The sequence below is a fragment of the Leptolyngbya sp. FACHB-60 genome, assembly GCF_014695775.1.
GTDB lineage: Bacteria > Cyanobacteriota > Cyanobacteriia > Phormidesmidales > Phormidesmidaceae > Nodosilinea.
The window spans coordinates 24,257-46,259 of sequence record NZ_JACJOX010000031.1 but is presented as its reverse complement, the minus strand read 5'-3'; the positions used below and the strand labels follow the sequence as shown (position 1 = coordinate 46,259).

The window sequence follows — 22,003 nt, the reverse complement described above, 5'->3', positions numbered from 1 at the left end:
AAAGTATCCCCTTGCCCTGCCGGAGCTGCTCTAGGCCAGATCGCGGTGGGTGAAAGGTTTGGCGTCGCTGCCGCTATAGGTCGTAGAAACGTGACCGTCGCCTACTAGCTGATACTTGTAAGTGACCAACCCCTCCAGCCCTACCGGGCCGCGAGGGGGCATTTTTTGGGTGCTGATACCGACCTCGGCCCCAAAGCCGTAGCGGAAGCCGTCGGCAAAGCGGGTCGAACAGTTGTGATAGACCCCGGCGGCATCGACGCGATCCATAAAGTGGGCGGCGGTGGCGGGGTTCTGGGTGGCAATGGCTTCGGTGTGGCGCGACCCATAGGTGTTGATGTGGGCGATCGCCTCCTCCACCGAGTCCACAACTTTGATCGCCAAAATTAAATTGCTGTACTCCGTTGCCCAGTCTTCCTCAGTGGCGGGGGCTAAATCAGGCAAGATCTGCTGCGCCTGCCGCTCGCCACGCAGTTCTACTTGAGCAGCCCGCAGCGCCACCGCCAGCGTTGGCAATCCCTGAGCGGCAATGTCGTGGTGAATCAGCAGGGTTTCGATCGCATTGCAGGCTGAGGGATAGGCAGTTTTAGCATCGACGGCGATCGCCACCGCCTGCTCCAAATTTGCCTCGCTGTCGATGTAGAGATGGCAAATGCCATCCGCATGACCCAGCACCGGAATGCGCGTGTTCTCTTGTACAAATCGTACAAACGCGTTGGAACCGCGTGGAATAATCAAATCCACGTAGCCCTCCAGATCTAGCAGGGCACGGGTTTCTTCACGGGTGGTGAGCAGCTGCACCGCCGCTGGGTCTACCCCAGCATTCTTAAGCCCCTGCTTGATGGCCTCCACCAGGGCCGTGCACGATCGCACCGCCTCTTTGCCACCTTTGAGAATCACCCCGTTGCCCGACTTAATCGCCAGGGCCGAAATCTGCATCACCGCATCGGGGCGCGACTCAAAGATCACCCCCAGCACCCCTAGGGGCACCGCCAGCCGCTTGAGCACTAAGCCCTCGTCTAGCTCGCGGTGAATTTGCACAGTGCCCACCGGGTCGGGTAGGCGAGCTACGTCGCGCACGCCGGCGATCGCCCCCGCCAGCTTCACCCCGTCCAGCTTCAGTCGTCCGTACAGCGGTTTGGCCAAGTTGTCGGCCATGGCGGCTTCGCAGTCGGCCTGGTTGGCCGCCACGATGCGATCGGCATTGGCCTCTAGGGCGGCGGCTACCGCCTCGATCGCCTGGTTCTTGGCCTCAGCAGACAGGCTGGCTAAGGTTTGCGCTGCCTGGCGAGTGGCCTGGGCGATCGCCAACAGCGGCTGAGTGGCAGCATCCTGGGCAAGGGGAGAAACAGTCATGGCAATACGACAACCCGGCAATACTCCAGTCTACCGTTTCACTGGAGAAGGCTTCAAACCACCCCCAACCCATCCACCCATCTACTCCTCCGGCGGCTCATCCAAGTGATCCGACGCCTCCCGATAAAGGTTAAACACGTGGTCATCTTTGAGGCAGTAGAGCACGTTGCGGCCCTGCTTGCGGTAGCTGACCAGGCGTGTCGCGCGCAAAATACGCAGCTGATGCGACACCGCCGACTCACTCATGGCTACAGCAGCGGCCAGCTCGCCTACCCGCATTTCGCTCAGGGCTAGGGCCGAGAGAATGCGCCAGCGATTGGGATCGCCCAGCACACCAAAAAATTCGGCCATACGCTGGGCCTTTTCCACGCTTAAAATCTCGTCTACGGGCGACGGGCCAGCGTGGTTGCAGGAAGGGTCATCGAGAGGGGGGCGATCGCTAGCCATACCAGTCGTTTCTGAAGAATAGCCATGATCTACGGGCATATCCCAAACATCACCCTAGGCAGTAGGTTCATTTAACCCATGAACACTTGTTCATATGTTATGGTTAATTCATGAACAAGTGTTCATGGGTTTGAGCATCAGTTTAGTTCACCTAATCCAAGAGGAACCTTATTATGACCACCGTCACCCAAATGAAATGCGCCTGCGACTCCTGCCTGTGCATCGTTGATACCAGCCAGGCCGTAGAAAAAGATAGCCAATATTTTTGCAGCGAGGCCTGCGCCGATGGCCATCCCGGATCTGCGGGCTGCGACCATCCCGGCTGCGGCTGCAACAGCTAGCCCGTTCCGACAGCAGAGTGAAGGGCACATACTGCCTACACTCTGCCACCCCCTACACTGCTAGACACCTCTCCCCACTAAAATCAAAGAAGAGGCGAACTAAGGGATTGGTCTGAAAAATGGCGCAAAATGACCCAAACCGGGTGCTACGGCTGCTGCCGTTGATAACGGGAGGCTTGGGTAGCACTCTGCTGCTGGTCAACCGAGTGCTCACCCCTGCTCTGACTGAATCCCAGGCGCGATCGGATGTGATAGGTGTCATTCTCAGTGCCCTGCTGATTTTGACGGGTTTGCTGTGGCAACGGGTGCAGCCGACTTTGCCTGAGGCTGTGACGCTGATTGGCGAAGAAGGGTTAGAGCTAAATGAGGCCCTGCCCGATGCCGCCAAAACCGAACTGGCCTGGGCTTCTCACCTGCTGCTCACCAACACCGTTACGCGCTCTGTCGTCGTCTACCGCCAGGGAAAAATTCTGCTGCGGCGCGGCATCTTATCTCCTAAAGCCGAAGTCACTCCCGGCCCCATTCTGAAGCGGGTGTTGGAGACTGGTAAAGCGGTGTATTTGGTGAATCTCAAGATCTACCCAGGCCGGGTTGAATTTGACTATCTGCCCGAAAATACCCAGGGCGTGATCTGCCAGCCCATGGGCCAGGGTGGCGCGCTAATCTTGGCCGCCAATGCCCCCCGCAGCTACACCCGCCAAGACGAGACCTGGATCGAAGGCATCGCCGACAAGCTGGGCCACAGTCTAAGTGAATTGGCCTGGGAGAACCAGGGCGCTGAGGTAGCGGTGACAGAAAGCTAACTCTAGATTCCTCCAGTGCAAGTTCCGTCGCACTGCCCACCCCTCGGAAAGAAGTTTTCCAGAAATTACCTACTTTCAGCTCCCCTTAATACAGCTCGTACTTGAGCCACTGGCAGGGGAGCGTCCCGTTATAGACGGCCACCCGCTGAGCTGACTTAAGACCAATGTGTTGCGACAGGGCTTTATTGCCGCTAAGCACAAAGGCCGTCCAGCCTTTGAAGCGCTGCTTCATCACATTCCCCAGTAGTTTGTAGAAGGCCCCTAAATCTTCATCGGCACCCAGACGCTCGCCGTAGGGTGGGTTGCACAGTAGAAAGCCGCTGTCGGCGGGAGCCTCTAGGTCGGCCAGGTCGGCGGCCCAAAAATTGATCTGCTCGGCCAGGTCACAGCGCTGGGCATTGAGACGGGCCTGCTGAATGATGTCGGGATCGCGATCGCACCCCCCCACCCAGACGCCCAAATCGTCTTTGCGCGCTGCCTCCGCCTCCTGCCACAAGCTATCCCACAGGTCGCCATCAAAATCGAGCCAGGTCTGAAAGCCAAACTCTTCGCGGAAAATGCCTGGGGCAATCTTTAGCGCTGCCATGCTGGCTTCCAGGGGTAGCGTGCCCGAGCCGCAGAGGGGATCCAGCAGCGGCACATCGCCGGGCCAGTCCGTCAGCTTCACCAGCGCTGCCGCCAGGGATTCTTTCAGCGGGGCGGCCCCCACCGCCGGGCGATAGCCGCGGCGGTGCAGGCTGCTGCCCGAGCTGTCGAGGCTGACGGTAGCTGTGTCATCTTGAATGTGGACATTGAGCCGCACCTCGGGGTGCTGGGTGTCGATGGTAGAGCGATCGCCCCAGTGCTGCCGCTGCTGATCGACCACGGCATTTTTTACCTGAAGGGCAGTGAAATGAGTGTGGTTGAGGCTGCGGTTTTTGCCGGTAGCATCTACGGCAAAGGTTAAATCGGGAGTTAGGTAGGGCCGCCAGTCGATGCTCTGAATGCCCTGGTAGAGATCCTCGGCGTCGCGGCAGGGGCATTCGCCCAGCTTGACCAGCACCCGAAAGACCAGCCGCGACCAAAGGTTGACCCGATACAACAGGGCCAGGTCGCCCTCAAAGGCAACGCCACAAAAGCCCGGCTCGATCTGCTGGGCACCCAAATTTTCGAGTTCGGCGGCGGCTAAGGCCTCGAGTCCACGGGCAACGGTGGCGAAATATGCGGCCATGGGGCCTCCCCTACGAGTTCTGTTGTACGCCCCAGCATAGCGGGATCAAAGGCCGACTTTATAAGGCATCTACCGTTTTGTTAAGACCGGATATTTCGACACAGCTCTGGCTTAAAAGCTAAGCTATTCTATGGATAACATGATGGATAATACCCTTCTAGGTGTATTAGGTGTATGGTTGCTAGGCCAAGCAGCCCTAGGGTCACTTCTGTCCTTAGCCATCGCCTCGGCCAACTGTTGATTTTTGAGAGGAACGACTTATTTCTAAGACGCAACTGGTAAACCGGCAAATTCGCTCACCTCAGGTGTTCTTAATCGACCAGGAGAACCAAAATCGGGGTCTCATGGAAACTCGCGAAGCGCTTACGCTGGCCGAGGATGCAGGACTTGACCTAGTGGTGGTCTCTAACGGCAAAGATGCCCCTGTGGCCAAAATTCTGGACTACGGCAAGCTTCAGTACCAGCAGAGTAAGCGGCAGAAGCAAAGCTCTAAGCCGTCTTTGAAAGAGGTCAAGCTGCGCCCCAACGTGGGTGAGTCTGACTACCAGCTCCGGATTCGCCGCTCGGTTGAGTGGCTGTCGAAGGGAGACTCGGTTAAGTTTTTGGTACGCCTGCGTGGGCGTGAGCACCAGCACCGCGATCGCGCTGGAGAGCTGCTCGATAGAATCGTGAAGGACATCGGCGATGCGGGCAAAGTGCAGGCCCTCGACAAAAAGGCCTTGGTGCTGATGATTACCCCTGCCTAGGGGCAAGCCGGTCGTTTTCCTTGCTGGATTCTGGCGGCTGCTGGGTCGTCCCTGGTAGCTTTGCGCCTATGTCCTACAGTTAGGTGGCCCAGTCTAAGAGCTGAGCCACCTGTTGCCATACCGTCACCGGATTAAAGGGTTTAGCAATTACTCCAGCCACGCCCAGGGTACAGAAGCGATCGCGATCGCTGGTCAACACCTTAGCCGTGAGCAAAATCACCGGTATAACTTGGGTCTTGTGGTTAGCCTGAAGCTGCTCGTAGACCGCAAAACCATCCATCTCGGGCATCGAGACATCCAGCAAAATGGCGTCCCAAGGGGCGGCTAAGGATTTGTCTAAGCCCTCCTGCCCCGACCCGGCACTGTCGGTTTGCCAGCCGCCAAACTCTTCAAGCGAGAGGCAGACTACTTCGCGAATGTCCAGTTCGTCGTCGATGACTAAAATCCGCTTGCTCATGACCTCTTTAGCGGCAGTGTAAAGAAAAATGTGCTGCCACGGCCAACCTGGCTCTCTACCCAGATTTCCCCGCCGTGCTGCTCCACAATCTGTTTACAGATAGCTAGCCCCAGCCCCGTGCCCCCGCGCTGCCGCGAATCTGACACATCCACCTGCTGAAAGCGCTCAAAAATCATCCCCAGGCGATCGGCAGGAATGCCTCGCCCCTGATCTTTGACTGCAACCCGTGCCCAAACCGGCTGATCCCCAGGGGTAGTGTCAGAGGCCGCGATCGCTTTAGCGTTAGAAACTAGGGCCGCTGTCAGCCAAATTTTGCTCCCCGCCTCAGAAAATTTAATCGCGTTGCCCAGCAGGTTGGTGAGGGTTTGCACCATCGCATCGGGGGCGGCCAGCACCGTAGTGGCGGCGGGAGTAGACCAAATGGTGACCTTGGCTTCCAGGGCGATCGCCTCTACCCCGTTAACCGCTAGCGCCATCAGCTCGTCCAGGTGACAGGGTTCTAGATTGAGATCAATGCGGCCCGAGGTTAAGCGCTCTAAGTCAAGAATGTCGTTGACCAGCCGAATCAGCCGTTCCGTATTGTTGAGGGCCATACCCAGCATCTGCTGAGCTTTTTGGGGCCGGTTGTGCAGCACTCCCGACTCTAAAATGCCCAGGGCTCCGCGAATAGCCGTCAGGGGCGTGCGCAACTCGTGGCTGATGATAGAAATAAACTCATCCTTGAGGCGGTCGATTCGGTAGCGATCGCTGATATCGCGCACCACCACTAGCACCTCATCTTGGGTTACCGGAATAATCCGTGCCTCTTCGTAGAACGTCTCTCCCCCCGCAACAAACTCGTACTCCTGGCGCTGAATTCTACCCGTCTCTAGGGCCAGCTCGACGCAGCGCTGGCGCTCCTGGGCAATGGGACCAGGCAGGTTCTCATACATACTCTTCTCGTAGAGCTGGCTGCGATCGCCTAGCCAGTTCACCGCCTCTGGGTTATAGACGGCCAGCGGGCGGCCCTCCCGGCCCAAGCGCATCAGCAGGTCAGGAATTGCGTCGATCAGCGCCTTCTGGGTGGCCTCACTGGCGGTCAGTGAGGCCATTTGCTGAGCCACCTGATGCTCCAGCTCGCGCTGGTAGCCGACCCGAAACCGCTCGACCTGCCGCCGTTCGGTAATGTCTTGGAACGTATTGATGCTGTAGAGCACCTGCCCCAGGCTGTTGAACACCGGAATCGTGTGCACCTCTAGGGGAATGCGGCGATCGCCATTGTCTACCTCAATGTCGTCGGTGTAAGCGGTTTCGCCCCGCAGCCCGCGCACCGCTGGCAGCTCGTCGGTGGGGTACAACTCGTTACTACCGGCCCGGTAGAGCTGATAGGTTTCCGCCAGCTGTCCAGAGCCGGCGGTCGTAACGCCGTTGACCAGCAGTTCTTTGCCCTTGGCATTGAGAAACAGCATTTGCCCCGTCTGGTCGTGCACGCTCAGGGCCACTGGCACCCCGTTCAAAAAAGTAGCTAGCGTATTCTCGCGATCCTTGAGGGCATAAAACGACGACACCAGCTGGCCCACCATGCGGTCAAACCCCTGGCGCAAAGCTTCAACTTCCTGAATTTTGCTGGGCTGGGTGGGCGGCACAATCGCCAGGCCGTTGGTTAATGCCTGGGTCGCCCGCTGGAGAGACAGAATCGGCTTGGCGATGTATTCAGCCGTCCAGATGCCCAGGCTGATAGACCCAATCAGGGCCAGGGCGCACAGCAGGGCGGTACGAGACGTATTGGCATCGATGTCGGCCATAAATTCAGAGGCCGGCACCACCGTAACCAGCAGCCAGTTCAGTTCGCCCTGGAGCGGCGTTGTCTGCACAAAATACTGCTTTTGACCAAACCGGAGGTAAGAAAAGCGCGGCGATCGCACGTTTTCAAGGCTGCCATAGTCGGCAATCAGGCTGGCCGCTACGCTCCGGGTGAGTGGATTGTGGCTTTGTCCCACCGCCAATCGGCGAGGCTGCAACGCCACGTTCTGCGCCGGATCAGAGCGCGGCTGTTGATCAAAAGGCAGCTCCCCAGTTGAGGTCGCCACCAAGTGACCGTCGGGCTCAATTAAGAAAATCTGGCCCTCGTCGCTCGGAATCAGATGTTGCAAAAACTCCCCCAGCTGCGTGAGCAAAATGCCGGTGCTAAAGACGCCGCCAAAGTCCCCATTTGGGGTCTGAAAGGGAACAAACCGTACCATGACCAGGTGAGGCTGATCATCTCCTCGCTCTAGGGTCACCACTAGCCGCCATAGCCCTGAGGGGCTAGCCTGAGCAGCCGCATACCACGGGTTATCGGGAGGGTCGCGGTGGGGGTCGTAGCCCTGCCGAATCGGCGGCAGCAGCGTCTTAGATTGGTCAGCAACATCTAGCTGGTAGCGGTAGAGCCGGTTGTCGACCACGGTCACGTTGCGCTGTCGTACTGAGAAAAATCCCGCGGGTGCTTGACGGGCCACGTTGAGAAACGCACCGGCCTCGTTGGCAACGACAATACCCGTCAGCTCTGGAAATAGCTGGAGCTGCTCTACCAGGTGACTTTCTAGGGCAGCTAAGTCGGTGCTACTAAGTGTCCCGGTTTCGAGCAGATAGGCATTGGTCTGAGCCACAAAGCGAGACGTTTGTAGATAGGCATTGAGGTTTTCCCTCGCCCGCTGGCCCGTTATCGTCATCATTTGACGGGCGATATCCTGCACGGCCTGCTGCCCACTGCGGTATGACAGGTAGCCCACCAGGCCCGTAATGCCAATTACCTGTAGTAAAAATGGAACGATGAGCAAATTGCGCAGAGAAAACTTCATGGCAAAGTCGAGTTAACTCAGCACATCGGGTACAGGCAAAAGGTGTTGCCGCCGCGCACTTTGGCGTCTTTTAGGGCCTGATCGGCGGTTTTTAACAGCAGATCGCTGGAGAGGCTGCCGGTGGGGGTGGTGCCGCCGATGCCTAAGCTTAAGGTAATGTAGCCGCCCTCGTCAGGGGTGGGCTGAGGAATCTTGAGGTCGGTAACGGCCTGCTGCATGCGCGAGACCACCCGCAGCGCCCCATCCAGGTTGGTGTTGGGCAGCACAATGGCAAATTCATCGTCGCCGCAGCGGGCCACCAGGTCAATGTTGGGGTTGACGGTGCGGTGCAGAGTGCGAGCAATGCGGCGCAGGGCAGCATCGCCCGCCTGCTGCCCGTAGATCTGATAGTAGATGCGCAGGTCGTCCGGGCTACACAAAATCAGCGAGATCGGAGACTGGTCTCGGCAATGGCGCTCCCACTGCTGCTGCAAAAAGGCATCGAAGTGTAGGCCGTTGGCCACCTGAGTGAGGGGGTCGGTGGTCTCTTGCTGGGTCCAGTATAGGGCCTGGCGATGGCGCATTTGCTCAATTTGCTGGCGCAGTCGCGATCGCTCAATGCGACTCAGCACTCGCGTTACCAACTCTGGCCCTATGATGGGCTTACCAATCAGGTCATCGGCCCCCATCTCAAACACCTGGCGCACGGTCACGGTGTCAGAATGGGCTGCCAGCATCAGAATGGGCAGGTTGCCAAACTGCGAGTCTTGGCGCACCACCTGGCACAGGTCGATGCCGCTAAAAGTGGGCATTTCTAAAGCCAGTAGCAGCAAGTCGGGCTGCGTCTGGCGCAGCATCTCCCAGAACTGGCTGGGATTGCCCAGCTCAGTGACCTGTAAACCCCAGGGAGTGAGCAGTTCTGTAACGGCACCCCGAGTGACAGGGTCGTTGTCGACCACCATCACCTGAGCCTCAGGCGCTCGGGTTTCCGGCAAGAGGTGAGCTAGGGTATCGAAAATTTGATTGGGGGTGGCTGGGGCCACCAGGTAGCGATCGCCCCGGAGACGAGCCACCTGTACCCGTTCTTCTAGACTGTCGTGGTCGGTCAAGACCAGCACCGGCAGCTGCGGAAACCGGTGCTTGACCTCCCGCAGGGGTGCCAGTTTCTCAGCCAAAGGGGCGCTCTGGTCGAGGGTGAGCACCACCGCCTCCGCTCGGCCCAGGGCCAAGGTCTGCAAGAGCTGGCTCAGGTCGGTGGCCCGTTCGAGGTGCCAGCCGTGGCTAGCGGCATCGACCTGCAATTGACTGAGCAACTCGGACTCCACCGACAGCACCACTCCAAGGTGGCAAGGGAGCGGCGCGATCGCCTGGTCGAGCTCTGTCGATAGCGGTTTAGGGGTTAAGGCTAACGTCTGCTTGAGGGCGAGCAGATGGCGAGAAAGCTGGTCAACTTCTGTCGTTTGTAAAGGGCGATCGCCCAGCAACTGCTCGATCTGACGGGCGTAGGTCGAGCCTTCGTCATAGCCAAAAGTGCCCAGCCCACCGGCTAGCCGATGGGCCTCATCCTGAGCAATAGCCCGCTGCTGGGAAGGCAAGTTGCCGGCCTGAAGCGATCGCACTGCCGCTTCTACCACTGCCAACCGCTGCTGAATCGACGCCTGAAACCGAGCTGCGATCGCATCTAAAGCCTTGCTCTTGGGCGCGATAATCACCGGTTTAGTCTTTGTCTGAGCGCCACCGCTAGACCTATGGAAGTCGCCAAGTTTGGCTGCCTCTAGTCCAGCCAAACTTGGCGGCAAATCGCGCAGGCGATAGCCCAGCCCATACACTGTCTGAATCACATTTTCGACCATGCCGCTGCGCTTGAGGCGGTTGCGCAGATCCTTCACCAGGTTAGTCACCGCCCCTTCGGTGGGCGAATCATCGATTGTCCACAGGTGGTCGAGAATGGTGCTGCGGCTAAACACCCGCTGAGGATGGCGCAAAAACAGCTCTAGCAGGCTGTATTCCTTCGGTGTTAGGGGCACGACTTGGCCACTGTAAGTGACCTGGGCCAGGGTGGGGTCAAGGCCTAGCTGCCCCCACACCAGCGACGGAATGGTTGCCGCCCGCGCCCCCCGCCGCAGCAGAGCGCGAATGCGGGCTAGCACTTGAGACACCTCAAAGGGCTTGGTTACATAGTCGTCGGCCCCAGCATCTAGCCCGGTGATCACATCTTTGTCTTGGGCCTGAGCCGTGAGCATCAAAATCGGCGTGGACAACCCCTGCGCCCTCAGGTGACGGCATAGGCTAAGGCCATCCAGCCGGGGAATATTGACATCTAGCAAAATCAGGTCGTAGTTCCACAGGGCCGCTAGCTCTTGAGCAATGATGCCGTCAGCCGCCTGTTCCACGGTGTAGCGCGCCGCAGTCAAGTGAAAAACTAAAAGTTCCCGGGTAGAGGGCTCATCCTCAACAAGCAGAATTTTCATCGGTTGGGCATAGCCAAAATAGTAGGTGCTGCCGATGCCGAGAGACAGTGATCGAACTGGGCACAGCACAGGGCCAAACCAGTTAACATCTACCAATAGGACTACTACGAGCCAGTAGATAGGTAGATTTAACCATAGGCGACAAAGTTAAGCACTACCCTTTGTTCTAATTACAACTGCGACCCTGTCAAACCCTTAGCGACCTGCCTGATAGCGCTTAAAGGTAAAGAGCCACTCTAGCTGAGCTAAATATTTCTTAGCATATCGTTAAGTATCGTCTTCTCTATGGCCTCAGCTACAAAGGGGGCTGCCAGGTGCCTCGCTGCAGAGCCGCCTGCACTGCCGCACGCTGGTCACGGTGGGTGATCCAGCGGTGGTAGGTGCGATTATGAATGGCCACCGAGTGCCCCATTATGCGGGCCGCCACGGTGTCGGGCAGGCCAAAGTGAATGGTGCGCACTGCCCAGGCGTGGCGCAGGTCATAAGGTGAGAACGGCACCTCGTAGCGCTGAAACTGAATCGCCACCTGCTGACCAATCCGCCGAAGGGTAGGGCGAGCTAGAGCAGTGTTGATCGGCGGTAGGGTGCCCTGGCGTAGGCCAAAGCGATCGCTCCACTCTGGTATAGAAGGGCCACAGATCGTGCAGACCCGTTTTGGGCATTTCGAGCACCGCAATCCGACCCTCTGGGTTGCTCTGCCGAAGGTCTTGGTAGTCACAGAAAAAGACTTCGTAATTGCGCAGGCGATGGGTGGACATCATCCCATCTCAGGCGGTTTTGCGCGAGGCCATGGCGGCGACAGCAACGCAGGGTTGCGCCATCAAGTAGGCCTTAAACTGGGTGAGCCGGTCAGCCAAGGGCACCGTCTCCTGCCAGCACTCTGCTGCTGGAGCCAAATAGTTGGCCCAGCTAAAGCGGCGCTCGATCAGCTGGGCAGCAATGATTTTGGCCTCGCGCTCGATCTGCTTGAGCCTGGCTGGGGTGGCGGGCCAGCTTGAGGGGAATGCGCTGCTGATGGGGCTGAGTTTTGGCACTGTCGGGGCGAGAGTAGGGTGCCCCGCAAGCTGAGGCGATCGCCCCGGCGCTCTACCTAGCGCTCTAGGCAGGCAGCTTTGAGGCAGTTGTTGAGCGCTGCGATCGCGTCATCTAAAGCGGCGGGGGAAGCCATCAACATCGGAAACCGTTCATTCAGCTTGTAGAATAATTGGGGTATGAGTACTTACTTTAGAGCTACTACAGTGCCATGGGTCGTGTTGGGGTCTTATTACTAAATCTGGGGGGGCCAGAGCAGCCCGACGACGTTCGCCCCTTTTTGTTTAACCTATTTGCCGATCCAGAAATCATTCGCCTGCCCTTCCCCTGGCTCCAGCGGCCCCTGGCCTGGTTGATTTCAAGCTCGCGCGCCAAACAGTCGCAGGCTAACTACCAGCAGATTGGCGGTGGCTCACCCCTGCGCCGCATTACCGAAGAACAGGCCGACGCCCTCAAGCAGGTGCTGGCCGACAAAGGCACCGAGGCCGATATCTACATCGGCATGCGCTACTGGTACCCCTTCACTGAGGAGGCTGTGGCTCAAATCAAGCGCGACGGAGTCGAAAAGCTGGTGGTGCTGCCCCTATATCCCCAGTTTTCGATCAGCACCAGCGGCTCCAGCTTTCGTCTGCTTGAGCGGCTGTGGCTCGAAGACCCCGCTCTCCAGCGCATTGTCTACACCGCTATCCCCTCCTGGTACGAGCGCCCCGGCTATAGCGAGGCCATGGCCGACCTGATTGCCCAGGAGCTTGACAAACTCGAAAACCCTGACCAGGCCCACCTTTTCTTTAGTGCCCACGGGGTACCCGTCAGCTACGTCGAAGAAGCCGGCGACCCTTACCAGCGCGAGATCGAGCACTGCACTGAGCTGATCATGCGATCGCTCAACCGCCCCAATCCCCACACCCTGGCCTATCAGAGTCGGGTCGGGCCCGTCGAGTGGCTCCAGCCTTATACCGAAGATGCGATCGAGCAGCTCGCCCAGCAGGGGGTAAAAGACTTAGTGGTAGTCCCCATCAGCTTTGTCTCTGAGCACATTGAGACCCTGCAAGAAATCGACATTGAGTATCGCGAAATTGCTGAAGCAGCGGGTATTCACGGGTTTCACCGCGTGCCCGCCCTCAACACCCACCCTCGCTTTATCGCCGACATGGCCGACATGGTCACCGAGGCCCTAGAGGCTCCGCGCCAGCTCTTCTCCGACGTGGTGCAGCCCGACAAAAAGGTCAAAATTTACCCCCAAGAGCGATCCGCCTGGGGGCTCACCCCCGTCGCCGAGGTGTGGAACGGGCGACTGGCCATGGTGGGCTTTTTGGCCTTGCTGCTAGAGCTGGTCAGCGGACGCGGCCCGCTGCATTTTGTAGGCATTCTCTAGGGCTGCGATCGCCGTGGCCAATGCTGCCACAGGTACGAGGTGCGAATCACCAGCCATAGCAGCAGCAGCGCAATAATGCCCCCCTGGTTGGGAGCATCGAAGGCCAGTATGGCGAGCACTATGCACAGGCCATCGACCACAAAAAAGCTCCACAGGGGCGGACGGCGGGGCCGAAAAAACAGCCCCATTTGCAACAGCTGAATCACCAGAGCCAGTAGAGCACTGATCAGGCCAATCAGGGGGTAGATCCAGCCCTCTAGGCCAAAGGTTCGAGCTACCGCTAGCCCTGCCAGAGCCCCAACACCAGGGCTCAATACCAGCTCTAAACCCTGAAAAAATCGCTGGCTGTCCCGGCTCTTAGAGAGCATCAGCTCGGCTAGCGACCAGCTCACCAGCACCCCCAACACCAAGGCCGGGGGCAATCGTGACAGCAGGGGCACATTAGACCAGAGCTGGGGGCCAGACAGCAGGCCAATGAGCAGCAACGGCAGCGCCAGACGCAGCCCCGTCGCCGCTGCGATCGACAAAATAGCCAGTAGCTCGGTAATAATCACGGTTTTCCCTTCCTGGCTCGGGCTGCTCCCTGGGATACCCTACTCACTAAGGGCTGTAGACAGGTAGTCGGCCGCCGCCTTGACCACTGCTACCGCATTTTCGTACACCATACGGGTTGGCCCCAACACCCCCACACTACCGACAGAGGTATCGTGACGGGTGTAGTTAGACACCACCAGAGCACAGCCCTGCATAGGTTCTAAAGGATTTTCAGCTCCAATCCACACTTTGACGTCTACGCCCTTTAGCGCCTGAGTTGCTACGGGTGGGGTGGCAAAAAATAACGGCCACAGCTGCGACTGGTCTTCTTCTAGCAGACGCACGATCGACTGAATGCGCTGAGCATCAGAAAACTCGGGCTGTCGCAGCACCTCAGCCAGGCCGCTGATCACCAACTGAGGAGTTTCCGCGGCCTGCGAGCGCTGCGCTAAATCCCCCAGTGCTTGGCACAACAGCACTCCGTAGTGCTCAAATTCGGCATCGAGATCGCCCCAGTTGAGGGTAGTTACATCGGCCAACGGCCGACCCCGCAGGTGGTGGGTCAAGAAGTTAGACAAAATTTCTAGATCTCGGCGACCGGGCTCTTCGGCTGCCCCCAACGTAGCCGAACCGAGGACTGCTGGCAGCTGCACCACTACCGACTGGGTCGCCAACGAATCGAGTAGCACTACCATCAGCACCTGCCCCCCATCTACCACCACCAGCTGAATATGGCGAATGAGTACAGTGTTGGATTGAGGCACGGTCACCAGGGCTAGGTAGCCACTGATCTGGGCTAAGATCTGGGTCGCCTCCTTTAGCAGTGACTCCAGACTACGACCCATCCAGTGCAGCTCTTCTGACAATGCCGCGTCAACCCGACGACCCACCCGGGCCGACGGCGACATCAGCCGGTCTACGTAAAGCCGATAGCCAAAATCAGAGGGCACGCGCCCCGACGAGGTATGGGGCTGATAGAGCAGCCCATATTTCTCTAGCAGGCCCATGGTGTTGCGCACCGTAGCTGGGCTAACCCGCAGGTTATATTCCTGGGCTAAGGCTCGTGACCCGACCGGCTCTGCCGTGGCAATGTAGTGACGAATGGTGGCCTGAAGCACCTGCTCATGGCGAGCACTCAGGGGAGGGGCAGGGTCCATAGGGGGTTGGTATAAAACTCAACTACGGCATTGCCCTACCATAACAGATGTTTTCTGGTGTTCAGCATTGCCCCTCAGCCTCCAAGCCCATGTCTACAGATCTGTGCTCTGGTTAAAGAATTCGCCCACCTTAAAGCTAGCAGTGCTTTCGAGCTGGGCCATCGTCGATCGCGTAATCAGCTTGCCCTGCTCCACCAGCACCTCACCGGTAATGGGGTGCAGCAGATCTTGGTCAGCCCGGCGGCCAATTAGAGCCTCAATGTCTTGGAGCGAATTGATGTACATCCCCGGCGGTAGCTCAACGATGACGCCATTGTTCACCACTCGAGCCTGGCAGGCCAACCGCGAATTGGGCTTGCAGGAGGTAATTACCTCCAGGGTGCGCTGCTCGCGGCGGTTGATCGGGGTCAGAGCCTCCATTCCCGACTGTACATAGATATGACAAGTGGCGCACATGCCTCGGCCACCGCACTCCTTGAGCACATCTAAATCTTTGTTTAGAAGTACCGAAAGCAGGTTACCGTTGGTTTCAACGGAGGTTTCTTGGGCAATAGGCTCTAGGCGAACAGTTTTGGACATGGGTACAACGCGGTTAAGGAATAGAGGAAAGAGCCTGGTGTTAGGTTGAGAGCATAGTGGCAGTCATCGGCACTCGCTAGAGCCCGCCTAGCTAGCCACTGGGGGGCTCTAGCAAAAGCCTCTGCTCCTGAGGGGTAAGGGTTTGGCCAGTAGCCAGGGTTTGGAAATTACGGATGGTTCTGCCGCCGCGCCCCAAGAAGGCGGTCACCCAATCTTTAATCCACTGGTGCTGTTCGGCTGTCAGCGGCGCTTGACCCTCGGCAGCGGCGGAAAAGTGGCCATCTTTTTGAATCTCAAACCGCTCTAGCCAGGAATGAGCCGGGCGAGACTGTTTCCAAGTATTGATCACCATGGTTTTGCCCAGGTATTGGGTAGCGCCATCGCTGAGGTGGTTGAGGGCCGCAATGATCTCCTGGCAGTTTGGCCCTAGGGTACCCCGCTTAGGTGCCGCGGGCTCTGGCGGAGGGGCTGCAGCCCCAAAGACCGTGCTAGCACCGCCGAGGGTGACGCAGCCGGCCAACAGCCGAAAGGTAGGCACTGCATTGTGGGGAGCTTCTACCAAAGTGGCTTTGAGTTGACTGATGGCCGTACGATAGTCGGCTAAGGGCATTTGGTCGGTAATCAGCACCAGCAAAATCAGCCCCTGATCGAGCTTGTAGATGTGGGCCAGCTGATTGGCAAAGCGAAAGGTAAACGTGTCGAAATGGGCGGGAGTGGTTTCGACCACCTGCTGAATGCCTTGGGCAAGAGCATCCTGCTGATGGGAGTTGAGGCTGATATCTGGCCCAAAAAAGAAGGGGCGGTTGCGCCCGTCGATCAGCGCCATCCCAGAGATGCCGGGTAAATTCAGGACATTCTGGATCACCTGACGTTTCATAAATCCTTTAGGGTCTCGCTCTGAATTTTGGTGTTGAGTGTCCCGAACCAAGTAATCTAGGGATGACAGATTGAATTCAGCACCGGCCTTAAGGGGCATGAGCTTGGGTCATTAGTTTACCCAGGGGTGGTGTGGCGGCACCACAGGGAGTAGCCTGTATTACTATCATGGTTTGTTGGCAGCCCAGGATTATCGTACATTAGGGTTAATGCCCATGTCTGACCTTCCCTTTACCCTTGATCAGCTGCGTATTCTCAAAGCTATTGCAGCGGAGGGCAGCTTTAAACGAGCGGCAGACAGCCTCTATGTGTCTCAGCCAGCGGTCAGCCTTCAGGTGCAAAACCTAGAGCGCCAGCTAGATGTGCCGCTGTTTGACCGGGGTGGGCGACGGGCACAGCTCACTGAGGCCGGGCATTTGCTGCTGAGCTATGGCGATCGCATCCTTAGCTTATGTCAAGAAACCTGCCGCGCCATCGAAGATCTGCAAAATCTGCAGGGGGGCACCCTAATTATCGGCGCCAGCCAAACCACCGGCACTTACTTGCTACCCCGCATGATTGGTCTATTTCGCCAAAAGTACGCTGATGTAGCGGTGCAGCTGCATGTGCATTCAACCCGCCGCACGGCCTGGAGCGTGGCCAATGGTCAGGTTGACCTAGCGATTATTGGTGGCGAACTGCCTCCCGAACTACAGGACTCTTTAGAAAGAGTACCCTACGCCGAAGATGAACTCGCACTGATCATGCCGATGTACCATCCGCTAGCCAGTCAAGCGGTAATTCAGCGAGAAGACCTCTACAAGCTGCACTTCATTGCCCTCGACTCGCAGTCGACCATCCGCAAGGTGATTGACCAGGTGCTGACCCGCTGCGGCATCGAAACCCGCCGTCTTAAAATTGAGATGGAGCTCAACTCCATTGAGGCGATTAAAACTGCTGTGCAGTCAGGGTTGGGAGTGGCCTTTGTGTCTAACTCAGCGATTGAGAAAGAGTTGCAGATGGGGGTACTGCACCGGGCCAAGATCGATTCAGTGGTGGTCAACCGCACGCTGTCGGTCATCTTTAACCCCAACCGCTATCGTTCTAAGGCAGCCGCCGCCTTTACCACTGAGATTTTGCCTCAGTTCACCAACCTACCCCTGAACTTCAAACCGATCGGTGCTGAGAAAAACGGGGCCGATAAAAACGGCACCAAGCCTGCCGTTCCACCGCCGGAACCTCTCAACCTTAGCCCCTAGACGTTTTCTTCCCAAGGCTAACCTGCTTAGGCCTCGCGGACTGCGGCTGGGTCACCCGGAATGGCAATCAAGCCATCTTTGTGGATGTGAATCAGCTTGCGCTGACGCAACTTGCCCATCAGACGGGTCACCGTCACCCGAGTAGAACCAATGGCGCTGCCAATCTGGGCGTGGGTGAGGGACCAGGGCAGGTAGTAGCCAGACTCGTAGGGTTCGCCAAATTCTTCAATCAGCAGGGTAAGAAAGCCGAGCAGGCGATCGATAGTGCGCCGCTGGCCTAGGGTACTTAGCCACAGCAGCTTGCGCTGGTGCTGATAGCGAAAGGCGTCGAGCACCTCTCGCCGAAAGTGGGGCCAGTTGTCGAGATCGCTCCAATACAGCCAGATCACGGTGGTCTGATCAACGTGGGCAAAGCTTTGCAGCAGGAAGGGCGACTGAGCCACAATTTCAAAAGGCTGACCGGCCCCGACAAATCCTAAAAATGCCTCTTCACTTAACCCGACCGCTAACCCGTTGGTGGTGTCATCATCGCCGGATTCATCTAGTTCTGGGTCACCCAGCGCGGAGGCTGCCTCAGAACCCTGGGCGCTGCCCAACAGCCGCACGGAGCCCCGCTCAACCAGATATAGCAGCCCAGAACGAGCGGGAATGCGCTCGTCTTTATTAAAAGTTCTGGCCCTATAGTGAGTATGGGCCCAGTCGGTGATGCGCTGCCAGGTCAAGAACGGTCGGGCGTTGTCGGAGCGAGGGGATGATTGCATAGCAATAGCTGGGTTAAACGGTACAAACCGTGACCATGGGGCAAGGGGTAGGGTGCGATCGCTCAGGACGAGTGGGTAATGTCAGCAGCACTCACTGGGTACACTACCACTCCATTGGGGGCAGGCGGGTGGTCAGTCGTTATCAACTGACCTCGTCATAGCGGGCATGAGGTCTCGATTTCAAGCTTTTCTTCCAATTCAGACAGGCCCTCGGAGCGGAAAACTCAGCTTATTTCAGATTCTCGTAAATTTGTCATCGTGAAAGTTACGTAAACTATCCAATACTAATACAGAGATCCCGTAATTTCTCGTAGCACCTTTAGCCAATCGGCAACATTATACGGATCCTTTCTCGTAATCTTTGCTATTAGACAGCTTAGTCAGTTGGAACTCAGTTCGCTATCTCTCCAAAGCCTTGTAGCTGTGTAATCGGTCGCATGATAAGGCGATCGCCCACCGGACAGCTTTATGCCTAAATTCCCATAAGAAAAACTGTTCGTTCAATTAGGTTTTAGGGGGTGACATTTTCCCCAAGCAAGTCTATAGTATAAATGTGTGAGGAGCGAACCAGAAGAGATGCCGAGACGAAACACGGCCAGTCGTCGGCATCTCTTTTGTTTTGTATGTACTTAAAATTGTTATGGGTTCTAGTGAATCGCTTCATGCGCTAGCCCTGACAACATTGAGAATCTTTTTCGCCATTGCGGTCAGTTCCATTCGGACTGAAACAATGGGTTTTGAGAATACTTCGCAGTGCTTGGGTGACCATCTGAGGCTGTTCTAGCATGGCCAGATGGCCGCAGTTTTCAATTTCGATGACCGGGAGTTTTCCTTGGTGGGCACTTTGCAGATAGCCTGCTAAGTGGTGCACGTAGCGCAAGTTCATCACTTGGTCTTGGCGACCTGCAATAAAGTACACCGGTTGCTTGAGCGTAGCCACCAGCCGAGGCAGCAGGTGCACTTCGGCTTCGGTGGTTGATTCTAGCAGGGTGCCCAGAGCAGCAGCGGGGTCTGCCTGGAGCAGATCGAGGCAGCGATCGCGGCCCCAGCGGTAGTTCAAAGGCTGGTGCACCATCATGCGAGTGAGCAGCAGCGGCAGCAGCGGCAATCGACCTAACCAAGGCCGCCGCCAACCCACAATGTATTGCCCCGCCTGGCGAAACTGCTGAAACTCTCGGTCCAGATAAAGGCCACCGCCCGCATTTAGACAAACCACTCCCTGCACCAGCTGAGGGTAACAGTGGGCCATCCACAGTGCCACGCTGCCCCCAAGAGAATGGCCCACTAGCCACACCGGGCCCAGGTTGAGCTGCTCTAGCAGCGCCGCTAAGTCACGGGCATAGGCCCCCAAACCGTAGGGCGATTCCGAAGCTCCCCAACCTTGGGCAGCGGCAGGAATGCCTGGCTCGTAGTGCTCAAGGCCATGGCGAGATTCGCCAAATCCCCGCAGGTCGTAGGACAGGCAGGGGTAATCGATATTCATCCCATCAATCAGCGGCTGCCAATACCGATGGCTGAGCAACCAGCCGTGAATAAAAACTAGAGGCGGGGCCTCACCCTCGTTGGTGAGCTGGTAGTAGTGGGGTACACCAAAGACTGTGGTGATGGCCATAGGGTCATGGCCTCTTAGGCCGGGCTACGACCATCGTACCCTAGCTCATTAGGCGGTAGCGCATGCCCTCAGCAATTTTTTGCCCCAGGTAGTCTGGAATCAGGCTCTCATTAGGCCCAAGTAAGTAAAGAATGAGCCGAGTACGCCCTCGCCACACCAGTAAGTTGGCGTTAACCACCAGCAGATCTTCTTGCCAAATGGCGTACATCACCTTGTAGAAAAGTCCTGGCTGGTTATCGGCTTCAATTAGTAGCGCTGGCAGATGAAAAACCGGATCCACGTAAAACTCTGTCTCCACCCGTTCGAGCCCAGCGTTCAGGTTGAACTCTACCGTCAGCATTTCTTCTACTTCAAAATGCCCTGCCAGGGTTTCTTGAATAGCGCGGCAGACATTTTCGGTAGTTTTGGGGCTGAGAGCCTTGCCCCCCCGAGACACTACCAACTTAATGAACACCAGCATGGGCGGATAGATCTGCCCATAGAGACTGAGGTTGTGAATGGTCAGCCCGTAGGCTGCCAGCACACCAAAAATGTCGCTCAGCAAAAACGACTGGTTGCGATAGACAAAGTGCAGCGCGCTTTTGCTGCCCTCGGGCTTAATGTCAAGCACAGCTTTGCGCTGCTTGTAGAGCTGGTAGGCTAAACGCAAGTTTTGCAGCTGAATCTCGCTACTGACAAACTGCTCATAAAATTGGGGGAAAGCTCGGTTGAAGCGCTTCAATAGCTCAACCGTTGAGGGGTTTAAGCCAGCGGCCATGGTGGGAAGGATGGAACTCCATGGAGGTAACGTTAGCATTTGCCGCATCAGGAAACCCTAGCAAAAGCAAGAATCTATCCCTGTCCTAACGTTTTTAGCCGCCCTTGTCGTCGGGGGAACCTCTTAAATGTTGGGGCAGAGGCATTAGACACATTGATAGAGCTACAGTGTGCATCAAATGCTCGGGCGGCGATCGCCTGCCTGCCCCTAAAGACAGGTCACTCTGTGGCAGCCCGCATAAATCTCCAGTGTTGCCAGAAGCATGGGGATTTTATGGGGATATACTATGAGAAACGGTCGTCAGGCTTTTAAGTCTAACCCTTAGCCGTAGCCAATGTGCCGCGCTATTGAGGTGCTTAACTTATACTGCTGAACGTTGTGCCACTTCATTATCAGACAGGGCCTTCATGGGTTTTTGGAAAAGTCTTTTTGTCGGATCTGATGGCGCTGCGTCCGGAGAAACAAAGTCGGCAGGTACCGTCTTAGAAGCTCTGCCTGAGCAGGGTGAAGGGTCAACCATTGTGTTTAGCACCGATCGCGACCTTGACCTCTACGAACTCGAAGAGTTGTGCAACGCCGTGGGCTGGGCCCGCCGCCCCATTCGCAAAGTTAAAAAAGCCATTCAGCACAGCTATTTAGTTGTCACCATGTGGGAGCAGCGCGGCGCCCGCCGCCGCCTCGTCGGCTTTTCTCGCGCTACCTCCGACCACGCCTTTAACGCCACGATCTGGGATGTAGTCGTGCATCCCGACTTTCAGGGGCGTGGTTTAGGCAAAGAGCTTATGCGCCAGTTGATCAAAAAACTGCGCAGCGAAGACATCAGCAACGTGACGTTATTTGCCGACCCGCAAGTGGTTGAGTTTTACAAGGGTCTAGGTTTTATGCCCGATCCCGAAGGCATTAAGGGCATGTTTTGGTACCCAGAGTAGACCCAATACCGAAAGTGCCATCCGTTCTTGTGGGCTTAAGCTGAACGAGCAAGGGCTTTGGCCTGTTGAATCCAGAGGCTAACCTGGTCAGGGGTAGGGCACAGGTCGTTGCGCTGCAGAGTGGCCACATGCAGCCGACGCAATCGGGTGTAAAGCCCTTGAGCCGTGGCCTCAGCCAGCTGCGCTACGGAGATAATGCCAGCGTGCAGCAGCAACCCGCTAAACTCACACCCCACGGCTGGCACCCGAGCCAGTTCTGCCAAAATCACCCATTTAGTGACGTAGCGCAGGGGCACCTGCATCTTCTTAGCCAGGGTTTGGCGATGGTCTACTGTAGCCCCATAGCGACGGAGTTGGTCGGTACTGGTTAAGCCCAGCTGGGCCATCCCCTGGGCATGGGTGGCGCTCAAGCCAGGCAGTTGCTCAAGGGGATAGGCTGGGCTAGCCATAGGAGACCTGTCTCGATAAAGGACGTTCATCTAATCATGAACCAGCTGTAGCGATAAAAAAGCAGGCTATACTGGTGG

The 22,003-nt window shown here is 57.2% G+C and carries 22 protein-coding genes; 6 read left to right on the top strand and 16 right to left on the bottom strand.

Annotated features, from left to right (window positions below; genetic code table 11):
* Positions 1-30: 30 nt before the first annotated feature.
* Both H6F57_RS13280 and H6F57_RS13275 read right to left on the bottom strand, forming a co-directional pair.
* Positions 31-1,353 (bottom strand): glutamate-5-semialdehyde dehydrogenase, encoded by a 1,323-nt coding sequence (locus tag H6F57_RS13280; protein ID WP_190625018.1) that lies wholly within the window; start codon positions 1,351-1,353, stop codon positions 31-33.
* Positions 1,354-1,434: 81 nt separating this feature from the next.
* A complete protein-coding gene (locus tag H6F57_RS13275) occupies positions 1,435-1,800 on the bottom strand; it encodes a metalloregulator ArsR/SmtB family transcription factor (RefSeq protein WP_190625054.1) in 366 nt (121 codons plus the stop codon).
* A 173-nt stretch (positions 1,801-1,973) separates the two neighbouring features.
* On the opposite strand from H6F57_RS13275, the gene H6F57_RS13270 reads away from it, so the two are divergent.
* Positions 1,974-2,141: a metallothionein gene (locus tag H6F57_RS13270; protein WP_190625019.1), complete on the top strand. Its 168-nt coding sequence runs from the start codon at positions 1,974-1,976 to the stop codon at positions 2,139-2,141.
* 119 nt (positions 2,142-2,260) lie between these two features.
* A complete protein-coding gene (locus H6F57_RS13265) occupies positions 2,261-2,944 on the top strand; it encodes a cofactor assembly of complex C subunit B (protein ID WP_190625020.1) in 684 nt (227 codons plus the stop codon).
* 85 nt (positions 2,945-3,029) lie between these two features.
* Here the strand turns inward: H6F57_RS13265 and H6F57_RS13260 are convergent, their stop codons facing one another.
* Positions 3,030-4,154 carry a THUMP domain-containing protein gene (locus tag H6F57_RS13260; protein ID WP_190625021.1) on the bottom strand — a complete coding sequence of 375 codons (1,125 nt, stop codon included), beginning with the start codon at positions 4,152-4,154 and terminating at the stop codon, positions 3,030-3,032.
* Between the two features lie 260 nt (positions 4,155-4,414).
* Here H6F57_RS13260 and infC point away from each other — a divergent pair, with 260 nt between their 5' ends.
* On the top strand, positions 4,415-4,900 hold the full coding sequence (infC, locus tag H6F57_RS13255; protein ID WP_084172886.1) for a translation initiation factor IF-3: 486 nt from the start codon (positions 4,415-4,417) through the stop codon (positions 4,898-4,900).
* A 79-nt stretch (positions 4,901-4,979) separates the two neighbouring features.
* Here infC and H6F57_RS13250 read toward each other — a convergent pair whose 3' ends face one another.
* The 5 genes from H6F57_RS13250 to H6F57_RS27580 all read right to left on the bottom strand — a co-directional run bounded on the left by H6F57_RS13250 (position 4,980) and on the right by H6F57_RS27580 (position 11,660).
* Entirely contained in the window at positions 4,980-5,357 is a 378-nt protein-coding gene (locus tag H6F57_RS13250) for a response regulator (protein WP_190625022.1), read from the bottom strand.
* The gene (locus H6F57_RS13245) at positions 5,354-8,176 is read right to left on the bottom strand and encodes an ATP-binding protein (RefSeq protein ID WP_190625023.1); all 2,823 of its coding nucleotides are present in this window, start codon (positions 8,174-8,176) and stop codon (positions 5,354-5,356) included. The genes H6F57_RS13250 and H6F57_RS13245 overlap by 4 nt, the downstream gene beginning before the upstream one ends.
* Before the next feature lie 17 nt (positions 8,177-8,193).
* Positions 8,194-10,695 carry a response regulator gene (locus H6F57_RS13240; protein WP_199289498.1) on the bottom strand — a complete coding sequence of 834 codons (2,502 nt, stop codon included), beginning with the start codon at positions 10,693-10,695 and terminating at the stop codon, positions 8,194-8,196.
* Between the two features lie 226 nt (positions 10,696-10,921).
* A complete protein-coding gene (locus H6F57_RS27585; RefSeq protein WP_199289499.1) occupies positions 10,922-11,344 on the bottom strand; it encodes a hypothetical protein in 423 nt (140 codons plus the stop codon).
* Positions 11,345-11,393: 49 nt separating this feature from the next.
* On the bottom strand, positions 11,394-11,660 hold the full coding sequence (locus tag H6F57_RS27580; protein ID WP_199289500.1) for a hypothetical protein: 267 nt from the start codon (positions 11,658-11,660) through the stop codon (positions 11,394-11,396).
* Positions 11,661-11,869: 209 nt separating this feature from the next.
* Here H6F57_RS27580 and hemH point away from each other — a divergent pair, with 209 nt between their 5' ends.
* The gene (gene hemH / locus H6F57_RS13230) at positions 11,870-13,033 is read left to right on the top strand and encodes a ferrochelatase (RefSeq protein WP_190625024.1); all 1,164 of its coding nucleotides are present in this window, start codon (positions 11,870-11,872) and stop codon (positions 13,031-13,033) included.
* Here hemH and H6F57_RS13225 read toward each other — a convergent pair.
* From H6F57_RS13225 to H6F57_RS13210, 4 genes are all read right to left on the bottom strand, one after another.
* The gene (locus H6F57_RS13225; RefSeq protein WP_190625025.1) at positions 13,030-13,587 is read right to left on the bottom strand and encodes a DUF4126 domain-containing protein; all 558 of its coding nucleotides are present in this window, start codon (positions 13,585-13,587) and stop codon (positions 13,030-13,032) included. The genes hemH and H6F57_RS13225 overlap by 4 nt on opposite strands.
* Positions 13,588-13,626: 39 nt before the next feature.
* The gene (gene hrcA / locus H6F57_RS13220; RefSeq protein ID WP_190625026.1) at positions 13,627-14,724 is read right to left on the bottom strand and encodes a heat-inducible transcriptional repressor HrcA; all 1,098 of its coding nucleotides are present in this window, start codon (positions 14,722-14,724) and stop codon (positions 13,627-13,629) included.
* Between the two features lie 93 nt (positions 14,725-14,817).
* Complete coding sequence (locus H6F57_RS13215) at positions 14,818-15,303, bottom strand: 2Fe-2S iron-sulfur cluster-binding protein (protein ID WP_190625027.1); 486 nt, start codon at positions 15,301-15,303, stop codon at positions 14,818-14,820.
* Between the two features lie 91 nt (positions 15,304-15,394).
* On the bottom strand, positions 15,395-16,180 hold the full coding sequence (locus H6F57_RS13210; protein ID WP_190625028.1) for a hypothetical protein: 786 nt from the start codon (positions 16,178-16,180) through the stop codon (positions 15,395-15,397).
* A 214-nt stretch (positions 16,181-16,394) separates the two neighbouring features.
* Between H6F57_RS13210 and H6F57_RS13205 the strand changes: the two genes are divergently transcribed.
* The gene (locus H6F57_RS13205; protein ID WP_190625029.1) at positions 16,395-17,417 is read left to right on the top strand and encodes a LysR family transcriptional regulator; all 1,023 of its coding nucleotides are present in this window, start codon (positions 16,395-16,397) and stop codon (positions 17,415-17,417) included.
* Between the two features lie 26 nt (positions 17,418-17,443).
* Here H6F57_RS13205 and H6F57_RS13200 read toward each other — a convergent pair whose 3' ends face one another.
* The 3 genes from H6F57_RS13200 to H6F57_RS13190 all read right to left on the bottom strand — a co-directional run bounded on the left by H6F57_RS13200 (position 17,444) and on the right by H6F57_RS13190 (position 20,547).
* Complete coding sequence (locus tag H6F57_RS13200; protein WP_190625030.1) at positions 17,444-18,178, bottom strand: Crp/Fnr family transcriptional regulator; 735 nt, start codon at positions 18,176-18,178, stop codon at positions 17,444-17,446.
* A 667-nt stretch (positions 18,179-18,845) separates the two neighbouring features.
* Positions 18,846-19,790 (bottom strand): alpha/beta hydrolase, encoded by a 945-nt coding sequence (locus H6F57_RS13195; protein ID WP_190625031.1) that lies wholly within the window; start codon positions 19,788-19,790, stop codon positions 18,846-18,848.
* A 40-nt stretch (positions 19,791-19,830) separates the two neighbouring features.
* The gene (locus H6F57_RS13190; protein WP_190625032.1) at positions 19,831-20,547 is read right to left on the bottom strand and encodes a hypothetical protein; all 717 of its coding nucleotides are present in this window, start codon (positions 20,545-20,547) and stop codon (positions 19,831-19,833) included.
* A 407-nt stretch (positions 20,548-20,954) separates the two neighbouring features.
* Here H6F57_RS13190 and H6F57_RS13185 point away from each other — a divergent pair, with 407 nt between their 5' ends.
* On the top strand, positions 20,955-21,476 hold the full coding sequence (locus H6F57_RS13185) for a GNAT family N-acetyltransferase (RefSeq protein ID WP_190625033.1): 522 nt from the start codon (positions 20,955-20,957) through the stop codon (positions 21,474-21,476).
* A gap of 35 nt (positions 21,477-21,511) precedes the next feature.
* Here the strand turns inward: H6F57_RS13185 and H6F57_RS13180 are convergent, their stop codons facing one another.
* Entirely contained in the window at positions 21,512-21,925 is a 414-nt protein-coding gene (locus H6F57_RS13180) for a DUF4332 domain-containing protein (RefSeq protein ID WP_190625034.1), read from the bottom strand.
* Positions 21,926-22,003 lie beyond the last annotated feature (78 nt).